Here is a 22,796-nt window from a genome sequence, read left to right as displayed (position 1 = left end):
TCGGAGCCGCCGCACCGGCGCCTCGGGTTGCCGGCTCCAGGCCGCGAGGGGCCGGGTGGACGGGCCCTCAGCGTCCGCGGCCGCCGCCGCGGCGCTGCCCGCCGCCGCCGCCGCCGCCACCGCCGCCTCCTCCTCGGCGGCGCTGGCCCTGGCTGGCGCCCTGCCCCTGCCGTTGCCGTGTGAAGCTGTCCGCGCCGATGTAGCCGAAGGAGGTTTTCATCGGGTCGGGTTGCGCGCCACCGGGCCGGTCGCCGCGGTCGCCGCGCTCCTTGCGGCGCTGCTGGCCGCCACCGGCGTTGTTGCCGCGCTGGCCGGGCTGGCCCTGGTTGCGCGGCGCACCTTCGGGGCCGCCCGCCCGGTTGCCGCCGCGGCCGCGCCGTCGGTTGCGCCCGCCGCCTTCGCCCTCGGATGCGCCATCGCCACGCGGCGCCGGGCGGCCGCCGGAGTTGTCGCCCGCGGCCCGCATCAACGCCTGGATGTCGCGCTCGTCGAGTTCCATCCAGGCGCCGCGCTTGAGTCCGCGCGGCAGCATCATGGCGCCGTAGCGGATGCGGATCAGGCGGCTGACGGCATGGCCCAGGGCCTCGAACAGGCGCCTCACCTCGCGGTTGCGTCCTTCCGAAATCGTCACGCGGTACCAGGTGTTGGCACCCTCGCCACCGCCCTCCTCGATCGAGCCGAACTGCGCCCGCCCGTCCTCGAGTTCGATGCCATCGAGCAGCCGCTGCTTTTCCTCGTTGCTGAGGGCGCCCAGCACTCGCACGGCGTATTCGCGCTCGAGACCGAAGCGGGGGTGCATCAGCTTGTTGGCCAGTTCGCCGGAGCTCGTGAACAGCAGGAGCCCCTCGGTATTGAGGTCCAGCCGGCCCACCGACTGCCACTTGCCCTGCTGCAGCTTCGGCAGCTTGCGGAACACGGTCGGCCGGTTCTGCGGGTCGTCGGTGGTCACCACTTCGCCCACCGGCTTGTGGTACGCGATGACGCGCGCCGGCGGCGGGGCGATGCGGAACCGGATCGGCTTGCCGTTGACCTTGATCTGGTCGCCGTACTGGATGCGCTGTCCGATGTGGGCCGGCTCGTTGTTGACCGAGATCCGCCCTTCCATGATCAGCTGTTCCATCTCAAGCCGCGAACCCAGGCCCGCCTGTGCGAGCACCTTGTGCAGCTTGGGCGTTTCGGCCTGCGGCGCCAGCACCCGCTTGGCGGCGCCCGCCTCCTCGCTCTCGGCCTGGGCGTCGAACTGGCCCGAGACGACGTCGGCGAACCGGATCGGCGCGGCCGCCGGTTCGGCGACCCGCTTGCGGCGGCGCCGGTTGCCACCCTCGTCTTCGTCATCGTCGTCGTCGTCGCTGCCCTCCTCGCCGACGCCCCCGGCTTCATCCCGCGGCTGCTCGTCGCGTTCGCCGGCGACGCGCGCCGGTGGCGCCTCGTCGCCGTCGTTGGACGCGGCGACGGACACTTCGCCCCCCGTGGCCGGCGCCGCCGGCACCGCGAGGTCGTCCTTGTTGGCGGCCTCGTCGGCGAGGGGTGCGGGCGCTGCGCCGGGTTCAGATTCGTTCATGCTTCAGGTCTCGACAGCTTGCGCCTGGTCGTCGTCGGCGCGTTCATCCGTGGCGGCAACCGCGTCCGCGACCACGGGCTCGGCAGGTGTTTCGATGTCCAGGCTCGGCTGGTTGTCGTCGCCGGCCGGGCCGAGCGAAGAAAGGATTCCGGCTTGCTGCGCCGGCGTTTCCAGGACCGGCAGCTGGTCGAGGGACGCGAGTCCGAGGTCGTCGAGGAACTGGCGCGTGGTGGCGAACAGCGCCGGGCGGCCCGGCGCCTCGCGGTGGCCGATCACCTCGATCCACCCGCGATCCTCGAGCTGCTTGAGGATCAGCGCGTTGATCGTGACGCCGCGGATTTCCTCCATGTCGCCGCGCGTGACCGGCTGCCGGTAGGCGATGATCGCCAGCGTCTCGAGCACGGCCCGGGTATAGCGGGGCGGCTTTTCCGGATGCAGCCGGTCCAGGTATTCGCGCATCGCGGGCCGGCTCTGGAAGCGCCAGCCGCTGGCCACCTGCACCAGTTCGACCCCGCGCTGCGCCCACTCCTGCTGCAGGTCCCCGAGCAGGCTCTTGATGGTGTCGGCGCCGAGTTCGTCGTTGAAGAGCACGCGCAACTCCCGCACCGGGAGCGGTTGCTGCGCGCAGATCAGGGCGGTTTCGAGGACGCGCCTGGCATCCGTCGTATTCATGTCGTGCCGTTCCGGGAAGAGGCGCGCCGGTGGCGCGTCTCAGGGCTGAACAGGGGCGGTTTTTTCTGGCGGGGCCGCGCAACAACCAGCGGCTGGTGGCGGTGGCCCCCGAGGCTAAGGGGCGTGGCTCGTGAGCCATTCGCGCCCATTGTAACGCAGGCCCCAGAGCGCGAGCGCGGCGGCGAGGTCCGCCGGCAGCGGCGCCTCGAACTCCAGCGCGGCCCCGGTCGCGGGGTGCCGGAACGCCAGCCGGAACGCGTGCAACGCCTGGCGTTGCAGGCCGGCGGCCGGCGCGCCGCCGTAGACCTCGTCCGCCACCAGCGGGTGACCGATGTGCGCCATGTGGACGCGGATCTGGTGGGTGCGGCCGGTGTGGAGCGTGGCGCGGACCCAGCAGCCGCGGTCGCAGGCCTGCAGGCGCTCGAAGGTCGTCGCCGCCGGCTTGCCGCCTTCGACCACCGCCATGCGCAGCCGGTTGCGCGGGTCGCGTCCGATCGGCGCCTCGACGTGGCGGATCCCGGGGCCGCTCCACGGACGGTGCGCCAGCGCGACGTACTGGCGCGTCACCTCGCGCGCGCCGATCAGGCCCACCAGGGCGTCCATCGTGGCCCGGGTGCGCGCCACCACCATCAGGCCCGAAGTGTCCTTGTCGAGGCGGTGGACGATGCCGGCGCGCGGCAGCAGCGCGGCGCCGGCGTCGCGCGCCAGCAGGCCATTGAGCAAGGTGCCGCTCCAGTTGCCGGGGGCCGGATGCACCACCAGCCCGGCCGGCTTGTCGATCACGAGCAGGTGCTCGTCCTCGAACACCACCGAAAGCGCCATCCGCTCCGGCCGGAACGCCTGGCTCTGCGGCGTCGGCCGCAGTTCGACCACCCCTTCGTCACCGGCCTTGACGCGCTGCGACGACCGGCGCGCCGCGGCGCCGCCGATGGTGACGGCCCCGGCATCGATCAACTGCTGCAGGTAGCTGCGCGAGAACTCCGGCACCAGGACGGCCAGGGCCCGGTCGAGGCGCTCGCCGTGCTGGCCGGGGGCGATCACGAAGGGCCGGAATTCGGCTTCGGGCCCGGCGTCGGCGGCGTCCTCGAAGCCGGCCGCGGCGTCAGTCGCCAGAGGGTCGGCTGATAGAATGAATTTGCCCTGTTTCAAGAAAGTTGCGACCCATGCTGCGTGCCAAATTATCGGCCGTTCCCGTCCTGGCACTCGCCGCCGCGATGCTGGGGGCGTGTTCCTCGACGCCCGATGACGCGACCGCCGCCTGGAGCCCCAACAAGATCTACGCGCAGGCCAGGGACGAAGTCGCGGCCGGCTCGTACGACAAGGCCATCCCGCTGTTCGAGAAGCTCGAAGGACGCGCCGCCGGCACCCCGCTGGCGCAGCAGGCCCAGCTGGAGAAGGCCTATGCGCACTTCAAGGCCGGCGACCAGGCGCAGGCGATCGCGGCGCTCGACCGCTTCATGAAGCTGCACCCGGCGAGCCCGGCGCTCGACTACGCGCTGTACCTCAAGGGGCTGGTCAACTTCAACGACGAACTCGGTCCTTTCTCCTTTCTCGCCCGCCAGGACCTGTCGGAGCGCGACCAGAAGGCGGCCAAGGAGTCGTTCGAGGCGTTCAAGGAACTGGTCGCGCGTTTCCCGGACTCGCGCTACACCCCCGATGCCAAGGCCCGCATGACGTACATCGTCAATTCGCTGGCGCAGTACGAGGTGCACGTCGCCCGCTACTACTTCCAGCGCGGCGCCTACGTCGCGGCGATCAGCCGGGCGCAGAACGCGCTGACCGACTACCAGGGCGTGCCGGCGCTCGAGGAAGCGCTGTTCATCCTGGTGCGGTCGTACGACGCGCTGGGCCTCGAGCAGCTGCGGGACGACGCCAAGCGCGTGCTCGCCACGAACTATCCCAACAGCGACTACCTCACCCGCGGCTTCAGGTCAGCGCAGGGTCCGTGGTGGCGGATCTGGTAGCCGCCAGCTCCTCCAGCACCGCCGCGAACTCCTCCCGCGTCGCGACACGCCGCATCGGCGGCAACGCCGCCAGCAGGCGCCGGCCATACCCCATCGTCGCCAGCCGGGTGTCGCACACCACCAGCATGCCGCGGTCCGATTCGCGCCGGATCAGCCGGCCCGCGCCCTGCTTCAGGGCGACCGCCGCCTCCGGCACGAAGTAGTCGTTGAAGGGACTGCGCCCCTGCGACTGCAGGCGCTGCGCCCGCGCCTCCACCAGGGGGTCGCCCGGCGGTGGGAATGGCAGCTTGTCGATCACCACGAGCTGCAAGGCGTCGCCCGGGACGTCGACGCCCTCCCAGAAGGAGGCGGAAGCGACCAGCACGCAGCCCGGGCGCCCGGCCGTGCTGCCCTCGCGGAAGCGCTCGATCAGCCGCCGCTTCGGCCACTGCCCCTGCACCAGGATCTCGAGTTCGCCGGAGCCATCGAAGCGGCGCTGCAGCGCCTCGCCGATCGTGCGCAGCGCCCGCAATGTCGTCGTCAGCACCATCGTGCGCCCCCCGAGCCGCGCGGCGGCGTCGGCGGCGAGCGACGCCACCTGCTCGCTGTGCGCCGGGTCGTTCGGCCGCGCCAGCTCGCGCGGCACGTACACCGCGGCCTGCGCCGCGTAGTCGAAGGGACTGCCCACGCGCAGGACCTCGGCCGCTTCGAGGCCGCACGGCTCGGTGAACCAGGACAGCCGCTCGTCGTCGCCCAGGGTCGCCGACGTGAAGATCCAGGCCCGCGAACGCGTCTCGCCGGCTGACCCCGCGTCCTCCCCGGGCGCGGCCTTGAGGAGCTTCTCCTGCACCGCCTGCGCGATGTCCAGCGGGGACTCGACCAGCCGCAGTTGCGCGCCGACGTCGACCCAGCGCACGGCGCCCGGCTCGCAGGCGCCGGCGAAGCGCTCGGCGCGTTCGGCGATGTCGGCCGCGCGCTCGTAGAGCCGCACGAAATCGGGCGCCAGCTCGCTGACCGTGTCCAGCGCCTCCATCGCCTGCGTGGAGGCGAGTTGCAACTGCTCCAGGCCATCGCGCCAGTTGCCGGGGTCGACCCCGTCCGGCGCCGCATCGGCCCAGCGCAGGCGGACACCGGCCGCGCGCCGGCCCACGGTCAGGCGCAGGTCGCGCGCCGCGCGCTCCACCGCCGCGGCGACGCCCTGCCAGTCGGCGAGGCCGCGCGCCAGTTGCAGCCCGGCGGCCAGCAGGTCGCGGGCGAAGTCCAGCACCTGCCCGGTCCCGAGCTGGCGGCCGAGGAACTGCACGCCCGTCTCGTTGAGCTGGTGCGCCTCGTCGAAGATCGCCACCCGCACTGTCGGCAGCAATTCGGCCATACCCGACTCGCGCACCGCCAGGTCGGCAAAGAACAGGTGGTGGTTGATCACGACCACGTCGGCCGCGAGCGCTTCGCGGCGCGCCAGGTTCACGTGGCACTGCCGGAACTTGGGGCACTGGCTGCCGAGGCAGTTCTCGCGGGTGGAAGTCACCAGCGGGATCAGCGGCGAGCGCTCGTCCAGGCCAGGCAGTTCCGCGAGGTCGCCGGTGCGGGTGGACTGGGACCATTCCTCGATGCGGGCCAGTGCGCGAATCGCGCTGCGGTCAGGCAATGTGGCGTCGCGCCGTGCGAGTTCCAGGCGCTGCAGGCACAGGTAGCTGCCGCGCCCCTTGAGCAGCGCCTTGCGCACCGGCAGGCCCAGCGCCTCGATGAGGCGCGGCAGGTCGCGTCCGAACAGCTGGTCCTGCAAGGTCTTGGTCGCCGTCGAGAGCAGCACGCGTTCGCCGCTCAGCAGCGCAGGCACCAGGTAGGAGAAGGTCTTGCCGACGCCGGTGCCGGCCTCCACCACCAGCGCGCCGCCATCCTCGATCGTCCGGGCCACGGCCAGGGCCATGTCGGTCTGCGCGGCCCGCGGCCGGAACTGCTCCGCCGCGCGCGACAACACGCCGCCGGGCGCGAAGGCCTCGTGCACGGGCCCGGCGAGCAGCTGGCCGGGCATCAGGCCGGTTCTTTGGGATCGAGCACGAGTTCCAGCCGCGCGATCTGGTCGCGCAGCTGCAGCCCGCGCTTTTCGAGCCGCCGGATGGCGAGTTGATCCAGCGGCTCGGCGGCACGCAGCCGCTGCAGCGACGCCTGCAGATCGGCATGCTCCATGCGCAGCTCGATCAGGTGTCGCTCGGGGGAGTGCAGGTTCGTGTCCACGGAAAGCCACAGTGGCCGGGGCCACGGTCGGGTTCGTTCAATAATACGTGTTTCGGCAGCAATAATCGAGCGCAAGCGTGGCCCCGAGGCTCGCAGCACCTCGTTCCACCATGGCCAAGGGTTACCGACTCAGCGCATCGACCGGCATCCACAAGGGCGACCGCGAATACCAGCAGGACCAGATCGCCCTGCTCAGCCATCCGCGCTACCCCGGTTGCGTGCTCGGCGTCGTTGCCGACGGCATGGGCGGCCGCAGCGGCGGGCGCAAGGCGTCCAACCAGGTGATGCTCACGGCGCGGCAGCTGTTCGAACGCTATTCCCCCGACCACGACGATGCCCAGGCGCTGCTCAAGCAGATGGTGTCCGAAGCGCACATCGTCATCAAGCTGACGGCGATCTCCTCGGAGCAGGAACCGCACAGCACGCTGGCCGCGTTCATCATCAACCCGGCCGGCGACTGCCACTGGGCGCATGCCGGCGACTCGCGCATCTACCACTTCCACGCCGGCCAGCTCGTCAAGCGGACCATGGACCACTCCTACGTGCAGACGCTGGTCGATGCCGGGCAGCTGACGGAGGAAGAAGCCAACGTGCACCCGCAGTCCAACATCCTCATGGGCTGCCTGGGCGCCGACGACGACCCGCCGTGCGACCTGCATTTCATCCCGCAGCTCAAGCCGGGCGACGTGCTGATGGCCTGCAGCGATGGCGTGTGGCACTACTTCAACACCGAGGAGCTCGGGTCGGTGCTCGCGTCGCTTGCGCCGCGCGAAGCCACCGAGTACCTGATCGACAAGGCACGCATGCGCGGACGTGGCGGCGGCGACAACCTGTCGCTCGTGGTGGTGAAGCTCGAGCCGCTGGACGATTGACGGTCGCCACCGGCGTCTAGGGAGGCACCGGCAGCGGCGCCGCCGGCGCTTTCTGCCGCGCGTCCAGCCGGCGCTGCAGCGCCTCCTGCCGCTCCCTTGCCTCGCGCTGCAGGGTCTCGCGGCGCCGGACGTTTTCCGCCGCCCGCTCGGCGCGGCTCGCCCGCTGCGCTTCACGGCGCGCCAGTTCCTCGTCGACCTGCACGGCGCTGTCCGCCTGCCGCTTTCCCCTGGTGCGCCTTGCATGCTCGGCCTGCCGGGCCGCCTGCTCGGCCGCCCGCTGCGCCGCCTTTGCATCGCGCTCGCCACCATCGCGCACCTTCGGCGGCGAGGACCCCGGCGCGGCTTGGCCCTGGCTCTGCTCCATCGAGCGCAGCCGCTCGGCCGCGCGCTGCTTGCGCTCGGCGTCGTTCAGGGCGATTTCCTGGCGGCGCAGGTCGGCCAGTGCCGAGCGCCGCTTCGCGCGGGCTTCCGCCAGGCAGTCGTTGACGCCGAACCTGGCCCAGCAGGCCCGCTCCTGGTCCTGGTACTGCGCCTCCACGCGGCTGCGGTCGGCCGCGATGCGGGCCCGCTCGGCCGCCGGTGCCTCGGCCGCGGCCGGCCAGGCGGCGGCCGCGGCGAGGAGAGCGGGCAGCACGGCCTTCATGTCAGCCGGGTGTCGACCGTGCGGTGGTCCAGCGCCAGATACTCCGCCGACTGCATCTCCTGCAGCCGCGAAACGGTGCGCGGGAACTCGTGGGCCAACGGGCCCTCGGTGTACAGCTGGGGCGCCGGCACCTGGGCGGACATGATCAGTTTCACCCGGCGATCGTAGAGCACGTCCACCAGCCACGTGAAACGGCGTGCTTCCGACGCCATGCGCACCGGCATGTACGGCACGTCGCTCAGCAGCAGCGTGTGGAACTGGGTGGCGATCTCCAGGTAGTCGTTCTGCGAGCGTGGACCCCCGCACAAGGTGCGGAAGTCGAACCAGATCACGCCGCCCGCCTTGCGCCGCGCCCGGATCTCGCGCGCCTCGATGTGCAGGACCGGGCTTTCGTCGTGCGTCGCCGCGAGCCGGCCGAAGGCCTCGTCCATCTCGGCGTCGGCCGCGGGGCCGAGCGGCGTGTGGTACAGCTTCACGTGCTCCATGGCCCGGCGCCGGTAGTCCACGCCGTTGTCGACGTTCAGGACCTCGAGCTTGTCCTTGAGCAAATCGATCGCGGGCAGGATTCGGTCGCGATGCAGGCCGCCCGGGTACAGGTCGTCGGGCTTGAAGTTCGACGTGGTGACAAAGCCCACGCCGTTGTCGAACAGCGCGTCGAGCAGCCGGTGCAGGATCATCGCGTCCGTGATGTCGGCGACGTGGAACTCGTCGAAGCAGATCAGCCGGTAGCGCTTCGCGATCCGTTCGCCGAGCTTGTCCAGCGGATTCACGGTGCCTTGCAGGTCGGCCAGTTCCCGGTGCACCTCGCGCATGAATTCATGGAAGTGCAGCCGCGTCTTGCGCTTCAGCGGCACCGCGCCGAAGAAGCAGTCCATCAGGAAGCTCTTGCCGCGTCCCACGCCGCCATGCAGGTACACGCCGCGCGGAATCGCCGGGCGGTTGATCAGCTTCTTGAGGGCGTTGGAGCGGCGCTCCTTGAAGTCGGCCCACTCGCGCGCGCAGCGGTCCAGGGCTTCGACGGCGCGCAGTTGCGCCGGATCGCTCTGGTAGCCGCGCTCGGCGAGTTCGCGGTCATAGACGTCCTTGACGCTCATGAATCAAGAAAGCGGACACCCGTCCGTATTGCTTCAGAAGTTCAGCGTCCGCTTGTCCACCGCCAGCGCCGCTTCCTTCGTCGCCTCCGACAGCGACGGGTGCGCGTGGCAGATGCGCGCGATGTCCTCCGACGAAGCACGGAACTCCATCGCCACCACGGCCTCCGAAATCAGCTCGCTGGCCATCGGCCCGACGATGTGCACGCCCAGTATCTCGTCCGTCGCGGCATCGGCCAGGAACTTGACCATGCCGGTCGTGTCGCCCAGCGCCCGCGCGCGCCCGTTGGCCAGGAACGGGAAGGTGCCGGCCTTGTAGGCGACGCCCGCAGCCTTGAGCTGCTGCTCGGTCTGGCCGACCCAGGCGATCTCGGGGCTGGTGTAGATCACCCAGGGGATCGTGTTGAAATTGACGTGGCCATGCTGGCCGGCGATGCGCTCGGCGACGGCCACGCCTTCTTCCTCGGCCTTGTGCGCGAGCATCGGGCCGCGCACCACGTCGCCCACCGCCCAGACGTTGGGAAGGTTGGTGCGGCACTGGTCGTCGACCACGATGGCGCCGCGCTCGTCCAGCTGCAGGCCGACGGCTTCGTGGTTCAGCCCGTTGGTGTTCGGCACCCGTCCGATCGACACGATCAGCCGGTCGACCTCCAGCGTCCGGGCTTCGCCCTTGGCGTCGGTCCACGCCACGGCCACGCCATTCTTGCCGGTCGTGACCTCGCCCACCTTCACGCCCAGTTCGATCTTCAGGCCCTGCTTGTCGAAGGCCTTGCGCGCTTCCTTGGCGATCTGCTCGTCGACCGCGCCGAGGAACGTCGGCAACGCCTCCAGCACGGTGACCTCGGCGCCCAGGCGCCGCCACACGGAACCCATCTCCAGGCCGATCACGCCCGAGCCGATCAGCCCCAGCTTCTTCGGCACCGCCTTGATCCTCAGGGCGCCGTCGTTGGACAGGATGAACTCTTCGTCGAACGGCGCGCCCGGCAGCGCGCGGGCATTGGAGCCGGTCGCGACGATCACGTGCTTGCCGGCGATGGTCTCGTCACCCGCCTTGATCTGGTAGAGGCCTTCCGCCTGCCCCGCGAACGAGCCGCGGCCGTGGAAGAACGCCACCTTGTTCTTCTTGAACAGGAATGCGATCCCGTCGTTGTTCTGCTTGACGACCTTGTCCTTGCGCGCGATCAGCTGTCCGAGGTTCAGGCCCAGCCCCTTGACCTCGATGCCGTGCTCGGCAAAGTGCCTGCCGGCGTGCTCGTAGTGCTCGGAGGACTGCAGCAGCGCCTTGGACGGAATGCAGCCGACGTTGGTGCAGGTGCCGCCCAACGCGGGTGCGCCCTTGTCGTTCTTCCACTCGTCGATGCAGGCGGTGTTGAAGCCCAGTTGCGCCGCACGGATGGCGGCGATGTAGCCGCCGGGGCCGCCGCCGATGACGATGACGTCGAATGTTTTCATGGTTTTCACAGATCGAACAGCAGCCGCGCCGGGTCTTCCAGCGCTTCCTTCATCGCCACCAGGCCCAGCACGGCCTCGCGGCCGTCGATGATGCGGTGGTCGTACGACATCGCCAGGTAGTTCATCGGCCGCACCACGATCTGCCCGTTTTCCACCACGGCGCGGTCCTTCGTGGCGTGCACGCCCAGGATCGCCGACTGCGGCGGGTTGATGATCGGGGTCGACAGCATCGAGCCGAACACGCCGCCGTTGGAGATCGAGAACGTGCCGCCGGAGAGCTCCTCCAGCGAGAGCTTGCCGTCGCGCGCCTTCGCGCCGTACTCGGCGATCTTCTTCTCGATGTCCGCGAAGCTCATCTGGTCGGCGTTGCGCAGGATCGGCACGACCAGGCCGCGCGGCGAACCGACGGCGATGCCGATGTCGAAATAGCCGTGGTACACGATGTCGTTGCCGTCCACCGAGGCGTTGATCACCGGGTACTTCTTGAGCGCGTGCACGGCGGCCTTCACGAAGAAGCTCATGAAGCCGAGCTTGACGCCGTGCTCCTTCTCGAACTTCTCCTGGAAGCGCTTGCGCATCTCCATCACGGGCGCCATGTTCACTTCGTTGAACGTCGTGAGAATCGCGTTGCTGGCCTGCGACTGCAGCAGGCGCTCGGCGACCCGGGCGCGCAGGCGCGTCATCGGCACGCGCTGCTCCGGGCGCTCGCCCAGGTGCTCCTGCGACACCGCGGCATGCACCTGCGGCAGCACGGCGGTGGGCGCCGCCACCGGTGCGGCGGCCGGCGCCGCCGGCCTGGCCATGGCGCCCAGGACGTCGCCCTTGGTGACGCGGCCGTCACGGCCGGTGCCTGGCACCGAGCCGGCGGCCATCTGGTGGTCGGCCATCAGCTTGGCGGCGGCGGGCATCGCGATCCCCGATTTCGCACCGCCGGTCCCCGGGGCCGGCGCCGGAGCGGCTGCGGCGGGCGACGCAGCGGCCGGTGCGGCCGGTGCGGCGGCGGCCGCCTTGCCTTCGGTGTCGATTCTTGCGATCACCTGTTCGGCGGCGACCGTGGCGCCGTCGGCCTGCACGATCTCGGCCAGCACGCCGGCAGCCGGCGCCGGGACCTCGAGCACGACCTTGTCGGTCTCGACCTCGATCAGGATCTCGTCGATCGCGACCGACTCGCCCGGTTTCTTCTTCCACTGCAGCAAGGTGGCTTCGGTGACGGATTCCGACAGCTGCGGCACTTTGACTTCGACGATCGCCATATCAATTCCTGTGTGTTCTGTATTTCAGCGCGTGACGGGCGGCAACGGGCCGTCCCGGCGGCGCGCAGGCCGGCCGGCGCCTCGCCGGCGCCCGGCCCCTTACTTCGTGAGGACGAAGCCGCGCAGCTTCGCGAATGCCGCTTCCACCAGCGCCTTCTGCTGCTCCTGGTGCAGGTGGGCGTAGCCGACGGCGGGCGACGCTGAGGCGCTGCGGCCGGCATAGCCCAGCTTCTGGCCTTCCGCCATGTTCTCGTGGATGTAGTGCTGCACGAAGAACCAGGCGCCCTGGTTCTGCGGCTCGTCCTGGCACCACACGAGGTCGACGAGGTTGGGGTACTTGCGCAGCTCGGCGGCGAACGCCTTGTGCGGGAACGGATAGAGCTGCTCCACGCGCAGGATGGCGACGTCGTCGGCACCCTTTTCCTCCCGCTTCTTGGCCAGGTCGTAGTACACCTTGCCCGAGCAGACGATCACGCGCCTGACCTTCTCGGCCTTCAGTTCGCGGCTGTCCGGGATCACGGTCTGGAAGCCGCCCCGGGTGAACTCGGAGAGCGGCGAGGTCGCATCCTTGTTCCGCAGCAGCGACTTCGGCGTCATGATGATCAGGGGCTTGCGCAGCTGGCGCAGCATCTGCCGGCGCAGCACGTGGAAGATCTGGCTCGCGGTGGTGGGTTGCACGACCTGCATGTTCATGTCGGCCGACAGCTGCATGAAGCGCTCGAGGCGAGCCGAGCTGTGCTCCGGGCCCTGGCCTTCGTAGCCGTGCGGCAGCATCAGCGTGAGGCCGTTGACGCGGCCCCACTTCACTTCGCCCGAGGCGATGAACTGGTCGATGACCACCTGGGCGCCATTGGCGAAGTCGCCGAATTGCGCCTCCCAGATCACCAGCGTGCTCGGGTCGTTCGAGGCATACCCGTACTCGAAGCCGAGCACCGCCTCTTCCGACAGGATCGAGTCGATCACGACGAACGGCGCCTGGTTCTCGGCGACGTTCTCCAGCGGCGTGTAGATGCCGACGTCCCACTTCTCGCGGTTCTGGTCGTGCAGCACGGCGTGGCGGTGCGTGAAGGTGCCGCGGCCGCAGTCCTCGCCCGACAGGCGCACCGGGTAGCCGCTGGCCACCAGCGACGCGAAGGCCATGTGCTCGCCCATGCCCCAGTCCACGTTGACCTCGCCGCGACCCATGGCGGCACGGTCGTCGAGCACCTTGCGCACCAGCGGGTGCGGCGTGAAGTTCTCCGGCACGGTGGTGATCCGCTCGGCCAGGCGCTTCCATTCGGCCATCGGGACGGCGGTGTCGCCCGCGTCGGTCCACTTGCGGCCGATGAACGGCGTCCAGTCGACGGCGTACTTGCTCTTGAAGTTGGTCAGGACCGGGTCGACCGGGTGCTTGCCGGCGTCCATCGCGGCACGGTACGCCTTGACCATGTCGTCACCCAGGTGCTCGCCCAGGCCCTGGGCCGCCAGCTTGTCGGCGTACAGCTTGCGCGTTCCCGGGTGCGCGCCGATCTTCTTGTACATCAGCGGCTGCGTCAGCGCGGGCGTGTCCTGCTCGTTGTGGCCCAGCTTGCGGAAGCAGACGATGTCGACGACCACGTCCTTGGCGAACTCCATCCGGTATTCCAGCGCCAGCTGGGTGGCCAGCACCACCGCCTCGGGATCGTCGCCGTTCACGTGCAGCACCGGCGCCTCGATCATCTTGACGACGTCGGTGCAGTACAGCGTCGAGCGGGCGTCGCGCGGATCGCTGGTGGTGAAGCCGATCTGGTTGTTGATGACGATGTGCACCGTCCCGCCGGTGAAGTAGCCGCGGGTTTCGGCCAGCGCCAGCGTTTCCATCACCACCCCTTGCCCGGCGAACGCGGCGTCGCCATGCACCTGCACTGGCAGCACCTGCTTGCCCTGGCTGTCGCCTCGGCGGTCCATGCGCGCCCGCACCGAACCTTCGATGACCGGATTGACGATCTCCAGGTGCGAGGGGTTGAAGGCCAGGCTCAGGTGCACCGGGCCGCCGGGCGTGGCGACGTCCGAGCTGAAACCCTGGTGGTACTTGACGTCCCCGGACGGCAGTTCCTCCTTGGCGGTGTGGTCGAACTCGGCGAAGAGGTCGGCCGGCATCTTGCCCAGCGAATTGACCAGCACGTTCAGCCGGCCGCGATGCGCCATGCCGATCACGATCTCCTGCACGCCCTTGGCGCCGGCCTGCTGGATCAGCTCGTCCATCGAGGCGATGAAGCTCTCGCCGCCCTCGAGCGAGAAACGCTTCTGCCCAACGTACTTGGTGTGCAGGTAGCGCTCCAGCCCCTCGGCGGCCGTGACGCGGTCGAGGATGTGCTTCTTCTTCTCCGGCGAGAAGTTGGGCTTGGCGCGGATCGACTCCAGCTTCTGCTGCCACCAGCGCTTCTTGACCTGGTCCGACAGGTACATGTACTCGGCGCCGATCGTGCCGCAGTAGGTCTCGCGCAGCGCGTTGATCAGCTCGCGCAGCGGCATGCTTTCCTTGCCGAAGAACGTGTTGCTGATGTTGAACACCGCTTCCTGGTCGGCATCGGAGAAGCCGTAGAAGGCCGGGTCCAGCTCGGGAATCTTCTCGCGCTCGGCGCGCTTGAGCGGGTCCAGGTCGGCCCAGCGCGCACCGACGTTGCGGTAGGCGGCGATCAGCTGCTGCACGGCAGTGCGCTTGCGGCCCATCTCCGAATCCGCGCCGCGGGCGCCGACCACCCGGGTGCCGCCCTGCTTCGCCCGTTCCGCGAAGGCGTTGATCACGGGCAGGTGGGGGACGTCCTTGGCCTCGCTGCCGTCGGCCGCCGGGACGTTCTGCAGCGCGTCGAAATAGTCGCGCCAGTTGTCGGGGACGCTGCCGGGATTGGCGAGGTAGCTCTCGTACATCTCCTCGACGTATGGCGCGTTGCCGCCGAAGAGATAGGAATTGCCCTGGTAGGCCGTGTAGACGGAGCGGGATTCACTCATGCTGCGCTGACTTTCCGCCTCCCTGCGGGAGGCTTTGGCTGGTTCGGGAAACCTTCCGCGACACGGCTGGACCGGATGGCGGATGCGTTTGGTGGCTGGAAGGCCTGTTGCGACCCGGGATTGTGCCACCGAATGCCGGGCCTTTCAGGGAAAACCCGGCATGCCCCGGTGGCAGGGACCGCGCGATCAGTCGCTCATGAGGTCGCGGATCTGCTGCAGCGCCGCCGGATCCTCGATCGTCGTGAGGTCCCCCGGATTGCGGCCTTCGCAGACGGCCTGGATCGCCCGGCGCAGCAGCTTGCCGCTGCGGGTCTTGGGCAGCAGGCTGACGAAGCGCACCCGCGCCGGCCGGGCCACGGCGCCGAGCTGCTCGTCCACCACCTTCATGATCTCGCCCTCGAGCTTCAGCCGCCCGCGCTCCTCGATCAGCCCGCTCGCGTCCCGGGCCACGACGAAGGCCATCGCCACCTGGCCCTTGAGCTGGTCGGCCACGCCCACCACCGCGACCTCGGCGACGTTGGGATGGCTGGAGATGCTCTCCTCGATCTCGCGCGTGCCAAGCCGGTGGCCGGCCACGTTGATCACGTCGTCGGTGCGGCCCAGGATGAAGTAATAGCCATCCTCGTCGCGGATGCCCCAGTCGAAAGTGCTGTACAGCATCCGGCCGGGAATCGTCTTCCAGTAGGTGTTGACGTAGCGCGCGTCGTCGCCCCACACGGTCTGCATGAAGCCGGGCGGCGTCGGGCCCTCGATCACGACCACGCCTTTTTCGTTGGGACGCGTCAGTTCCTCGCCGGTGCTCTCGTGCACCAGCTTCAGGTCGTAGCCGTACATCGGCAGTCCGGGGCTGCCGAACTTGCTGCGCTGGCGCTCCACGCCGTTGGCCAGCGCGAGGATCGGCCAGCCGCTTTCGGTCTGCCAGTAGTTGTCGATGATCGGCACCCCCAGCCCCTCGCTGATCCAGCGCGCCGTCGGCTCGTCCAGCGGCTCGCCGGCGAGGAACAGCGCCTTCAGCGTCGACAGGTCGTACTTCTTCAGGAACGCCGGATCCTGCTTTTTCAGGACGCGCACCGCCGTCGGCGCGCTGAACATCGCCGTCACCTTGTACTTCTCGACCAGGCTCCACCAGATGCCGGCGTCGGGCCGGATCGGCAGGCCTTCGTACATGATGGTCGCCATCCCCGCCAGCAGCGGCCCGTACACGATGTAGCTGTGGCCCACCACCCAGCCGATGTCGCTGGTGGAGAAGTAGGTCTCGCCCGGCTCGCCCAGGAAGATGTGCTTCATGCTGGCGGCCAGCGCGACGGCGTAGCCGCCGACGTCCCGCTGCACGCCCTTGGGCTGGCCGGTGGTGCCGCTGGTGTAGATGGTGTAGCTGATGTCGGTCGACTGGAGCCACTCGCAGTCGACATGCGCGCCGTCGTGGCGACGCAACGTGGCGGCCCAGTCGAGGTCACGCCCGGCCACCTTTTCCATGGGCGCCAGCCCGCGGTCCACCAGCAGCACCGCCTTCGGCTTGTGGGTGGACAGGCGGATCGCCTCGTCGAGCAGCGGCTTGTACGCGACGACCTTGCCGCCGCGCGAGCCGGCGTCGGCGCTGATGACGACCTTGGGCGTCGCGTCCTCGATGCGCGACGCCAGCGAGACCGACGCGAAGCCGCCGAAGACGACCGAATGGATGGCGCCGATGCGCGCGCACGCCAGCATCGCGAACGCCGCCTCCGCGATCATCGGCATGTAGATCAGCACCCGGTCGCCCTTGACCACGCCCATGTCCTTGAGCGCGGCCGCCGTCCGTTGCACCTCGCGGTGCAGTTCGCGGAAGCTGTAGGTGCGCTCCTGGCCCGTCTCCGTCGAGACGTAGATCAGGGCCGGCTGGTCGGGGCGGTCGCGCAAGTGCCGGTCGACGGCGTTGTGGCAGAGGTTGGTGGTTCCGCCCACGAACCAGCGCGCGAACGGCGGGCGCGAATGGTCGCAGATGGTCTGCGGCTGCTGCCGCCACTCGATCAGCTCGGCCTGCTCGGCCCAGAAGCGATCCCTGTCCTGCAGCGACCGGCGATGGAAATCGGCGTAACGGCTCATCGTGTCTCCTTCGGGGCTCTCGCTCGTGCCGCCCATTGTGGCCAGCATGCTTGCCCGAAGCTGACACCGCGGGCCGCACGCCGGACGGCCCGGTGGATGGCAGGCGCCCTGCCTTATTTGATCAGGGCCTGCACCTGCTTGAACATGGGGTGTTCCGCAGTACGCAGCCACTCGAAGGCAACCATCTCGGTGGTGACCAGTTCGGCGCCGGCGGCGGCGAGCCGGTCATAGGCGGCGTCGCGGTTGCGCTCCGTGCGCGAGCTGCACGCGTCGGTCACGACCCACAGGTCGAACTCCTCCTCGATCAGCTCCAGGGCCGTCTGCAGCAGGCAGACGTGCGCCTCGCAGCCGGCCAGCACGATGGTGCCGCGCTCGGCCGCCGGGGCCTTCTGCAGGTGCCTGGGCAGGCTGCGCGCGTTGCCACCCTGGCGCGGCGCCGGCCGCAGGAGTTCGGCCAGGCCGTCGGCGCAGGCGCCGAAGTGCATTTTCGAGAGCGTCTTGCGGCACAGCGCCTTGAGCTCGCTCGGGTTTTCCCCGAGGCGCGCCGGGTTCTGCTCGGTGCCCCAGGCCGGCACCTCGAACAATTGCGCCAGCTGCGCGAGCCGCATCGCGTTGCGCAGCACGGCTTCGGACTCGTGGATCGCCGGCATCAGCCGCGCCTGGTAGTCCACCAGCACCAGTTGGCATTCCTCATGATCCAGCAGCATCGCTCTTGCCTCCGGTGGCGGCGGTGCGCGCGACGAGCACCGCCAGGTAATGTGAGAACAGGTCCGCCGCGTCCTGCCTGAACATGCGGATGCGCCCGGTGTGCTGCAGCAGCAACAGGCCGACCCCGTGCGCGAACAAGGCGGTATTTTCGCGCCGCGCGCCCGCGGCATCGAGTCCCATCGCCAGCAGCGCCTCCTCGGCCGGCGCCAGGGCCTCGTACAGGCGGTCGTTCAGCCGCTGGTCCAGGTCGGACGTCAGGCCGCGCGGCGCCAGCCCGTGCACCAGGTAGAAGCCCAGGTCCAGCTCGCGCGGATTGGCCGCATAGAAGCCGAACCACGCGGTTGCCTTCGCCCGCAGCAGCGAAGCCGGCTGCCCGTCGGCGGGGACGGCATCGCGCACGGCCCGGTTCAGCCGGGCGAGCGACTCGCCCAGCAGGGCGCCGTAGATCGCCTCCTTGCTGTCGAAGTAGGAATAGAGCGCCCCCGGCGTGTAGCCGGCCCGCCGCGCGATCTCCCGCATGCTGGCGCCTTCCAGCCCGTGCTCCTCGAACACGGCGCGGGCGGCGTCGAGCACCAGCGCGCGCCGCGTTTCGCTCAGCGCCTGCTGGCGTAGTTGCCTGGTTTCCATGGGCCCACTATAGCGGGGCGGCCGCCTCGCCTGAACATTGACAGGAAAATTGAACGGCGTTCAAATTGTCCGCAAATACAGTGGAGACAGCCATGAACGCCCCCGCTTCCCCCACCCTGATGTCCGGCGAGCAGTACCGCGAATCGCTGCGCCGCCTGCGCCCGAAAGTGTTCGTCGACGGGCACCGCGTCGAAAGCGTGGCCGACGAGCCATCGTTGCGGCCGGGCGTGAACGCGATCGCCTTGACCTACGACTACGCGCTCAAGCCCGAGTACGAAACGCTGATGACGGCGGTGCAGCAGACCAGCGGCAAGCGGGTCAACCGCCTCAGCCACATCGACACCGGGCCACAGGATCTCCTCAACAAGCTGGAGATGGTCCGCCTGCTGTGCCAGGAGACCGGCTGCGCGCAGCGCTATCTCACCCACGACGCGGTCAATGCGATCGGCCAGGTCGCCGCTCGCCTGGACGACGCGAAGGGCACCAGGGAAAACACCGCGAAGTTCCTCGAGTTCCTGCACCGGGTGCAGGACCAGGACCTCACGCTGGGCGTGGCGATGACCGACGCCAAGGGGGATCGGAGCCTGCGTCCGCACCAACAGGCGAATGTCGACACCTACGTGCACGTCGTCGAGCGCAACGCCCGCGGCATCGTGATCTCCGGCACCAAGGCGATCGTCACCGGCGCGCCCTACGTGCACGAGTTGCTGGTGATGCCCTGCCGCAACATGGGCGCCGAGGACGCCGACTTCGCCGTTTGCTGCAGCGTGCCGGTGGACGTGCCGGGCCTCACCATCGTGGCGCGCCCGGCCGGCCGGCCGGGCGAGAAGGTGGAGCACGGCGAGGCGCTCTTTTCGCGCAAGTACGGGCAAACCACCGCCGTGTGCATGTTCGACCGGGTGTTCGTGCCGTGGGAGAACGTCTTCTACGCCGGCGACTGGGAGCACAGCGGCCACCTCACCTACAGCTACGCCACCCACCACCGCCACACCTGCATCGCCGCGCGAGCCGGGTTCGGCGACCTGCTGATCGGCGCGGGGGCGCTGATGTGCGAGGCGAACGGCTTCGATCCGGGAAAGGAAACCCATTTGCGCGAGCAGATGGTCGAGCTGATCAAGATCACCGAGGGCTTCTACGCCTGCGGCGTGGCCGGCAGCGTCTACGCCAGGGCCGACGAGCACAGCGGCAGCTTCGTGCCCGATCCGGTGTTCGTCAACATCGGCAAGCTGCTGCTGGCCACCCAGATCTACGACATGCACCGCATCGCGCACTACGTGAGCGGCGGGCTGATCGTCAGCCTGCCGGGCCCGGACGAGGACCACAACCCCGAAACCGCGGCCCGGCTGGCGGACGTGCTCCGCGCCAATCCGGCGGTGCCGTACGAGCAGCGCATCCAGACGGCCCGTTTCCTGGAAGACCTGACGGCCGGCTACCAGGGCGGCTGGTACAGTCTGATCAGCCTGCACGGCGGCGGCTCGCCGGCCGCCATGAAGCAGGAAATCTGGCGCAACTACCCCGTCGGTTCCAAGGTGGACCTGGTCGAGCGGCTGCTGGAACGCGGACTCTCCGATGACCCGGCACGGCCGATCACCCGCAACCGGCAGGCCGGCAAGTGCTGCGACATGGGCTGCACCGCGCCGGGCCAGCCGGTGATGGTCGACCTGCCACGGTCGCGGCGCTAACCCATCTGGCGGCAGTTACCTTAAGAAACATTCCCAGTGGGGGTGTAACCCGCCACGCTACACTGGCCGCCCCGATCAGCCAAAGTGTGCCCGTGTCACGCCCGCCCGAACCCGCCACGATCAGACTGCTCTGCGTGGAGGACAACCCCGACGACGTTGAGCTGATGGCCATCGCGCTGGAGCAGGCGGACCCGCGGCGCGAGTACCGGCTGCACCGGGTCGACGAGGCCGGCGCGTTCGTTGCCGCGCTCGACGAGGGCGGTTTCGACGCCATCCTGTGCGACTTCAACCTGCCGCGTTTCTCGCCGTACGCGGCGCTGCAGATCCTCATGACGCGGGACTGCGGCACCCCGCTGGTGGTGGTGACCCGGGCGATCGGCGAGGAAGCAGCCGTCCACGTGCTGCGCTGCGGCGCCAAGGATTACGTCACGAAGGACAAGCTCGGCACGCTGCCCCAGGTGATCGAGCGGGTGATGACCGAGCGCGAACGGGTGCGCGAGCAGGAGCGCCTGACCAATGAACTGCAGGACGCCTACCGGCGGCTCAAGAAGCTGTCGGCCCGGCTGGTGGTGGCCCAGGAGCGCGAACGCTCCCTGATCTCGCGCGAACTGCACGACGAGCTCGGGCAGACGCTGACCGGCATGGTGATCCACCTGCACGCGGCCGACCGCGCTCCCGGGGAAAGCGAGGCCGGGCGGCACCGCGAGACCGCCATGGAGATGGCGCAGACGGCCGTGAAGCAGGTGCGAACGCTGTCGTTTTCACTGCGGCCGGCGCAGCTCGACCTGCTGGGCCTGGTGACGGCGACGCAGTCGGCGGCGCACCGCATCACCGATGCGGCCGGCATCGCCTGTCGCTTCAGCTCGCGCGGCACGGAGCCGAAGAGCCTTGGCGAGACGGCCTCGGTCGCCTTGCGGCTGGCGCAGGAAGCCCTCAACAACGTGGTGCGCCACTCGCATGCCGCGACGGTGCACGTGCGGCTGCGCTTCCTGCCGCAGGAGCGCATCGGGCTGCTGGTCGTCGACGATGGCGTCGGCTTCGACAAGCGCGACCTGCTGGGTGGCGCCCCCAGCGAGCGCAACGTCGGCTTGTACGGCATGATCGAACGCACCGAACTGGCCGGCGGCCGCCTCCACATCCGCACGCGGCCCGGCCGTGGCGTCGCGATCCGCGCCGTCCTTTGAACGCTTCCGAGGTAGTGACCCCAATGAAAATGAGCCCCACCCCGCAGCACGTGCGCGTGGTCCTGGCCGACGACCATGAACTGGTCCGATCCGGCATCAAGTCCCTCCTGTCCATGGTGGACGGCGTCGAAGTCATCGCCGAGGCGAGCGACGGCAGCGAGTTGATCCAGCTGGTGGACAGCCTCACCCCCGACCTGGTGATGACCGACATCTCGATGCCCGGGATGGACGGCATCACGGCCATCGCCGAAATCCACCAGCGCCATCCCCAGGTCAAGCTGCTGGTGCTGTCGATGTACGACACGGTGGATTTCGTCAAGCGCGCCGTCGCCAACGGCGCCTGCGGCTACCTGATGAAGGACGCGCCGCCGTTCGAGCTGGAGCAGGCCGTGCGCAGCGTGATGGCGACCGGCAGCTACTACAGCCCGGTGATCGCGCAGCGGCTGCTGCAGCCGTCCGAGCCCACGGCCGACGACGAACTCACGACGCGGCAGGTGGAGATCCTGAAGCTGATCGCCCAGGGGCGCGCCTCCAAGGAGATCGCCTTCGAGCTCGGGCTGAGCCCCAAGACCGTGGACGTGCACCGCGCCCGCATCATGGACCGGCTGCAGCTCAACGACATCGCCAGCCTGACGCTGTACGCGGTGCGCAAGGGTCTGGTCAAGCCCTGACCGGCCGCGCGCCGCCCGGCCTCACGGCACGACCCGCACCAGCTTGCCTTGCGCGCTGTCGGTCAGCAGGTACAGCAGGCCATCGGGGCCCTGGCGCACGTCGCGCACCCGGCCGACGCCGGTCAGCAGCTTGTGTTCGCGCACGACGCGCCCCTCGGCGAGTTCCAGCCGTGCCAGGTAGCCGAACTTGAGCGAGCCGAGGAACAGGCTGCCCTTCATCGAAGCGCCGTAACGGTCGCTGGTGAGGAAAACCATCCCCGAGGGCGCGATCGAGGGCACCCAGTAATGCAGCGGCGGCTCCATGCCCGCCGCCTGCGTGATCCCGGCGCCGATCTTGCCGCCGCCGTAGTTCTCGCCGAACGTGACCACCGGCCAGCCGTGGTTGCGGCCGGCCTGCGGCAGGTTGACCTCGTCGCCGCCCTGGGGACCGTGCTCGTGGATCCAGAGCCGATCGCCCGGTCCGAGCGCCGCGCCCTGGACGTTGCGATGGCCCAGGCTCCAGATTTCCGGCAGCGCACCCGCGTGGCCGGCGAACGGATTGCCAGGAGCGGGCACGCCGTCCTTGGTCACGCGAACCACCTTGCCGTGGTGGTTGTCCAGCGCCTGCGCGTCCTGCATCCGGTGGAAGCGGTCGCCCAGCGTGAGGAACAAGTGTCCCTCGGACGTTTCCACGATCCGGCAGCCGAAGTGCAGGCTGCTCGCCACCTTGGGCCGCTGGCTGAAGATCACCCGCACGTCCTGGAGCCGCGACTCGTCGTCCGCCAGCCTGGCCCGGGCCAGTGCGGTGCTGTTGCCGCCTTCGCCTGGTTCGGAAAAGCAGAAGAACAACTGGCGGTTGCGCGCGAATTCGCGGTCGAGCACCACGTCGAGCAGCCCGCCCTGGCCACCGGCAGCCACCTTGGGCAGCCCTTGCAGCGGGGGGCTGATGACGCCGTCCGGCCGCACCACGCGCAGGCGTCCGGGCCGCTCGGTGACGAGGAACCGGCCCTGCGGCAGGAACGCGACGGCCCAGGGATGTTCCAGGCCTTCGGCGACGGTCTGCGGCCGCAGTGCCTGGGCAGGGGCGGCGAGCGAGGCCAGGGCCAGCGCCCAGCCGCCGGCAATGCGGCCCAGCCGCAAGCGCAGGAAGTTCATCGTCACCTCCACATGG

19 protein-coding genes are annotated in these 22,796 nt (G+C 69.6%); 5 read left to right on the top strand and 14 right to left on the bottom strand.

Annotation, left to right across the window (positions count from 1 at the left end; translation table 11 throughout):
- Window positions 1-67: 67 nt before the first annotated feature.
- The 3 genes from RAMLITH_RS00865 to RAMLITH_RS00855 all read right to left on the bottom strand — a co-directional run bounded on the left by RAMLITH_RS00865 (window position 68) and on the right by RAMLITH_RS00855 (window position 3,346).
- On the bottom strand, window positions 68-1,561 hold the full coding sequence (locus tag RAMLITH_RS00865; RefSeq protein ID WP_181017729.1) for a pseudouridine synthase: 1,494 nt from the start codon (window positions 1,559-1,561) through the stop codon (window positions 68-70).
- A gap of 3 nt (window positions 1,562-1,564) precedes the next feature.
- Window positions 1,565-2,233: an SMC-Scp complex subunit ScpB gene (gene scpB / locus RAMLITH_RS00860; protein WP_168105454.1), complete on the bottom strand. Its 669-nt coding sequence runs from the start codon at window positions 2,231-2,233 to the stop codon at window positions 1,565-1,567.
- A gap of 114 nt (window positions 2,234-2,347) precedes the next feature.
- Entirely contained in the window at window positions 2,348-3,346 is a 999-nt protein-coding gene (locus tag RAMLITH_RS00855; RefSeq protein WP_168106387.1) for an RluA family pseudouridine synthase, read from the bottom strand.
- 50 nt (window positions 3,347-3,396) lie between these two features.
- On the opposite strand from RAMLITH_RS00855, the gene RAMLITH_RS00850 reads away from it, so the two are divergent.
- On the top strand, window positions 3,397-4,197 hold the full coding sequence (locus RAMLITH_RS00850) for an outer membrane protein assembly factor BamD (protein WP_168105453.1): 801 nt from the start codon (window positions 3,397-3,399) through the stop codon (window positions 4,195-4,197).
- On the opposite strand, the gene RAMLITH_RS00845 is transcribed toward RAMLITH_RS00850, so the two are convergent.
- Window positions 4,160-6,208, bottom strand: coding sequence for a DNA repair helicase YoaA (locus RAMLITH_RS00845; RefSeq protein WP_168105452.1), 2,049 nt, complete (start codon window positions 6,206-6,208; stop codon window positions 4,160-4,162). The genes RAMLITH_RS00850 and RAMLITH_RS00845 overlap by 38 nt on opposite strands.
- Window positions 6,208-6,411 (bottom strand): DUF465 domain-containing protein, encoded by a 204-nt coding sequence (locus RAMLITH_RS00840; protein ID WP_168105451.1) that lies wholly within the window; start codon window positions 6,409-6,411, stop codon window positions 6,208-6,210. The genes RAMLITH_RS00845 and RAMLITH_RS00840 overlap by 1 nt, the downstream gene beginning before the upstream one ends.
- Before the next feature lie 110 nt (window positions 6,412-6,521).
- On the opposite strand from RAMLITH_RS00840, the gene RAMLITH_RS00835 reads away from it, so the two are divergent.
- Complete coding sequence (locus RAMLITH_RS00835; RefSeq protein ID WP_168105450.1) at window positions 6,522-7,283, top strand: PP2C family protein-serine/threonine phosphatase; 762 nt, start codon at window positions 6,522-6,524, stop codon at window positions 7,281-7,283.
- 16 nt (window positions 7,284-7,299) lie between these two features.
- Here the strand turns inward: RAMLITH_RS00835 and RAMLITH_RS00830 are convergent, their stop codons facing one another.
- The 8 genes from RAMLITH_RS00830 to RAMLITH_RS00795 form a co-directional block, all read right to left on the bottom strand.
- On the bottom strand, window positions 7,300-7,926 hold the full coding sequence (locus RAMLITH_RS00830) for a hypothetical protein (protein ID WP_168105449.1): 627 nt from the start codon (window positions 7,924-7,926) through the stop codon (window positions 7,300-7,302).
- Window positions 7,923-9,020, bottom strand: coding sequence for a cell division protein ZapE (gene zapE / locus RAMLITH_RS00825; RefSeq protein ID WP_168105448.1), 1,098 nt, complete (start codon window positions 9,018-9,020; stop codon window positions 7,923-7,925). Before zapE ends, RAMLITH_RS00830 begins: the two co-directional genes overlap by 4 nt.
- A gap of 33 nt (window positions 9,021-9,053) precedes the next feature.
- On the bottom strand, window positions 9,054-10,469 hold the full coding sequence (gene lpdA, locus RAMLITH_RS00820) for a dihydrolipoyl dehydrogenase (protein ID WP_168105447.1): 1,416 nt from the start codon (window positions 10,467-10,469) through the stop codon (window positions 9,054-9,056).
- A 5-nt stretch (window positions 10,470-10,474) separates the two neighbouring features.
- Complete coding sequence (gene odhB, locus RAMLITH_RS00815; protein WP_168105446.1) at window positions 10,475-11,722, bottom strand: 2-oxoglutarate dehydrogenase complex dihydrolipoyllysine-residue succinyltransferase; 1,248 nt, start codon at window positions 11,720-11,722, stop codon at window positions 10,475-10,477.
- Window positions 11,723-11,821: 99 nt separating this feature from the next.
- A complete protein-coding gene (locus tag RAMLITH_RS00810) occupies window positions 11,822-14,692 on the bottom strand; it encodes a 2-oxoglutarate dehydrogenase E1 component (protein ID WP_168105445.1) in 2,871 nt (956 codons plus the stop codon).
- A gap of 186 nt (window positions 14,693-14,878) precedes the next feature.
- Window positions 14,879-16,774 carry a propionate--CoA ligase gene (locus tag RAMLITH_RS00805; RefSeq protein ID WP_168105444.1) on the bottom strand — a complete coding sequence of 632 codons (1,896 nt, stop codon included), beginning with the start codon at window positions 16,772-16,774 and terminating at the stop codon, window positions 14,879-14,881.
- A gap of 113 nt (window positions 16,775-16,887) precedes the next feature.
- Entirely contained in the window at window positions 16,888-17,481 is a 594-nt protein-coding gene (locus tag RAMLITH_RS00800; protein ID WP_168105443.1) for an isochorismatase family protein, read from the bottom strand.
- Window positions 17,465-18,109, bottom strand: a complete 645-nt coding sequence (locus RAMLITH_RS00795) for a TetR/AcrR family transcriptional regulator (protein ID WP_168105442.1) — start codon at window positions 18,107-18,109, stop codon at window positions 17,465-17,467. Before RAMLITH_RS00795 ends, RAMLITH_RS00800 begins: the two co-directional genes overlap by 17 nt.
- 92 nt (window positions 18,110-18,201) lie before the next feature.
- Between RAMLITH_RS00795 and RAMLITH_RS00790 the strand changes: the two genes are divergently transcribed.
- From RAMLITH_RS00790 to RAMLITH_RS00780, 3 genes are all read left to right on the top strand, one after another.
- Window positions 18,202-19,791: a 4-hydroxyphenylacetate 3-hydroxylase family protein gene (locus RAMLITH_RS00790; RefSeq protein ID WP_168105441.1), complete on the top strand. Its 1,590-nt coding sequence runs from the start codon at window positions 18,202-18,204 to the stop codon at window positions 19,789-19,791.
- 92 nt (window positions 19,792-19,883) lie between these two features.
- Entirely contained in the window at window positions 19,884-20,975 is a 1,092-nt protein-coding gene (locus tag RAMLITH_RS00785) for a histidine kinase (RefSeq protein ID WP_168105440.1), read from the top strand.
- A gap of 29 nt (window positions 20,976-21,004) precedes the next feature.
- Window positions 21,005-21,646 (top strand): response regulator transcription factor, encoded by a 642-nt coding sequence (locus tag RAMLITH_RS00780; RefSeq protein ID WP_168105439.1) that lies wholly within the window; start codon window positions 21,005-21,007, stop codon window positions 21,644-21,646.
- 21 nt (window positions 21,647-21,667) lie between these two features.
- On the opposite strand, the gene RAMLITH_RS00775 is transcribed toward RAMLITH_RS00780, so the two are convergent.
- Window positions 21,668-22,780 (bottom strand): PQQ-dependent sugar dehydrogenase, encoded by a 1,113-nt coding sequence (locus RAMLITH_RS00775; protein ID WP_168105438.1) that lies wholly within the window; start codon window positions 22,778-22,780, stop codon window positions 21,668-21,670.
- Between the last annotated feature and the right edge of the window lie 16 nt (window positions 22,781-22,796).

The sequence above is a fragment of the Ramlibacter lithotrophicus genome (assembly GCF_012184415.1).
GTDB classification, from domain to species: domain Bacteria; phylum Pseudomonadota; class Gammaproteobacteria; order Burkholderiales; family Burkholderiaceae_C; genus Ramlibacter; species Ramlibacter lithotrophicus.
Note: the sequence above shows the minus strand (reverse complement) of the source record. Positions and strands in the feature narration are given on the sequence as shown.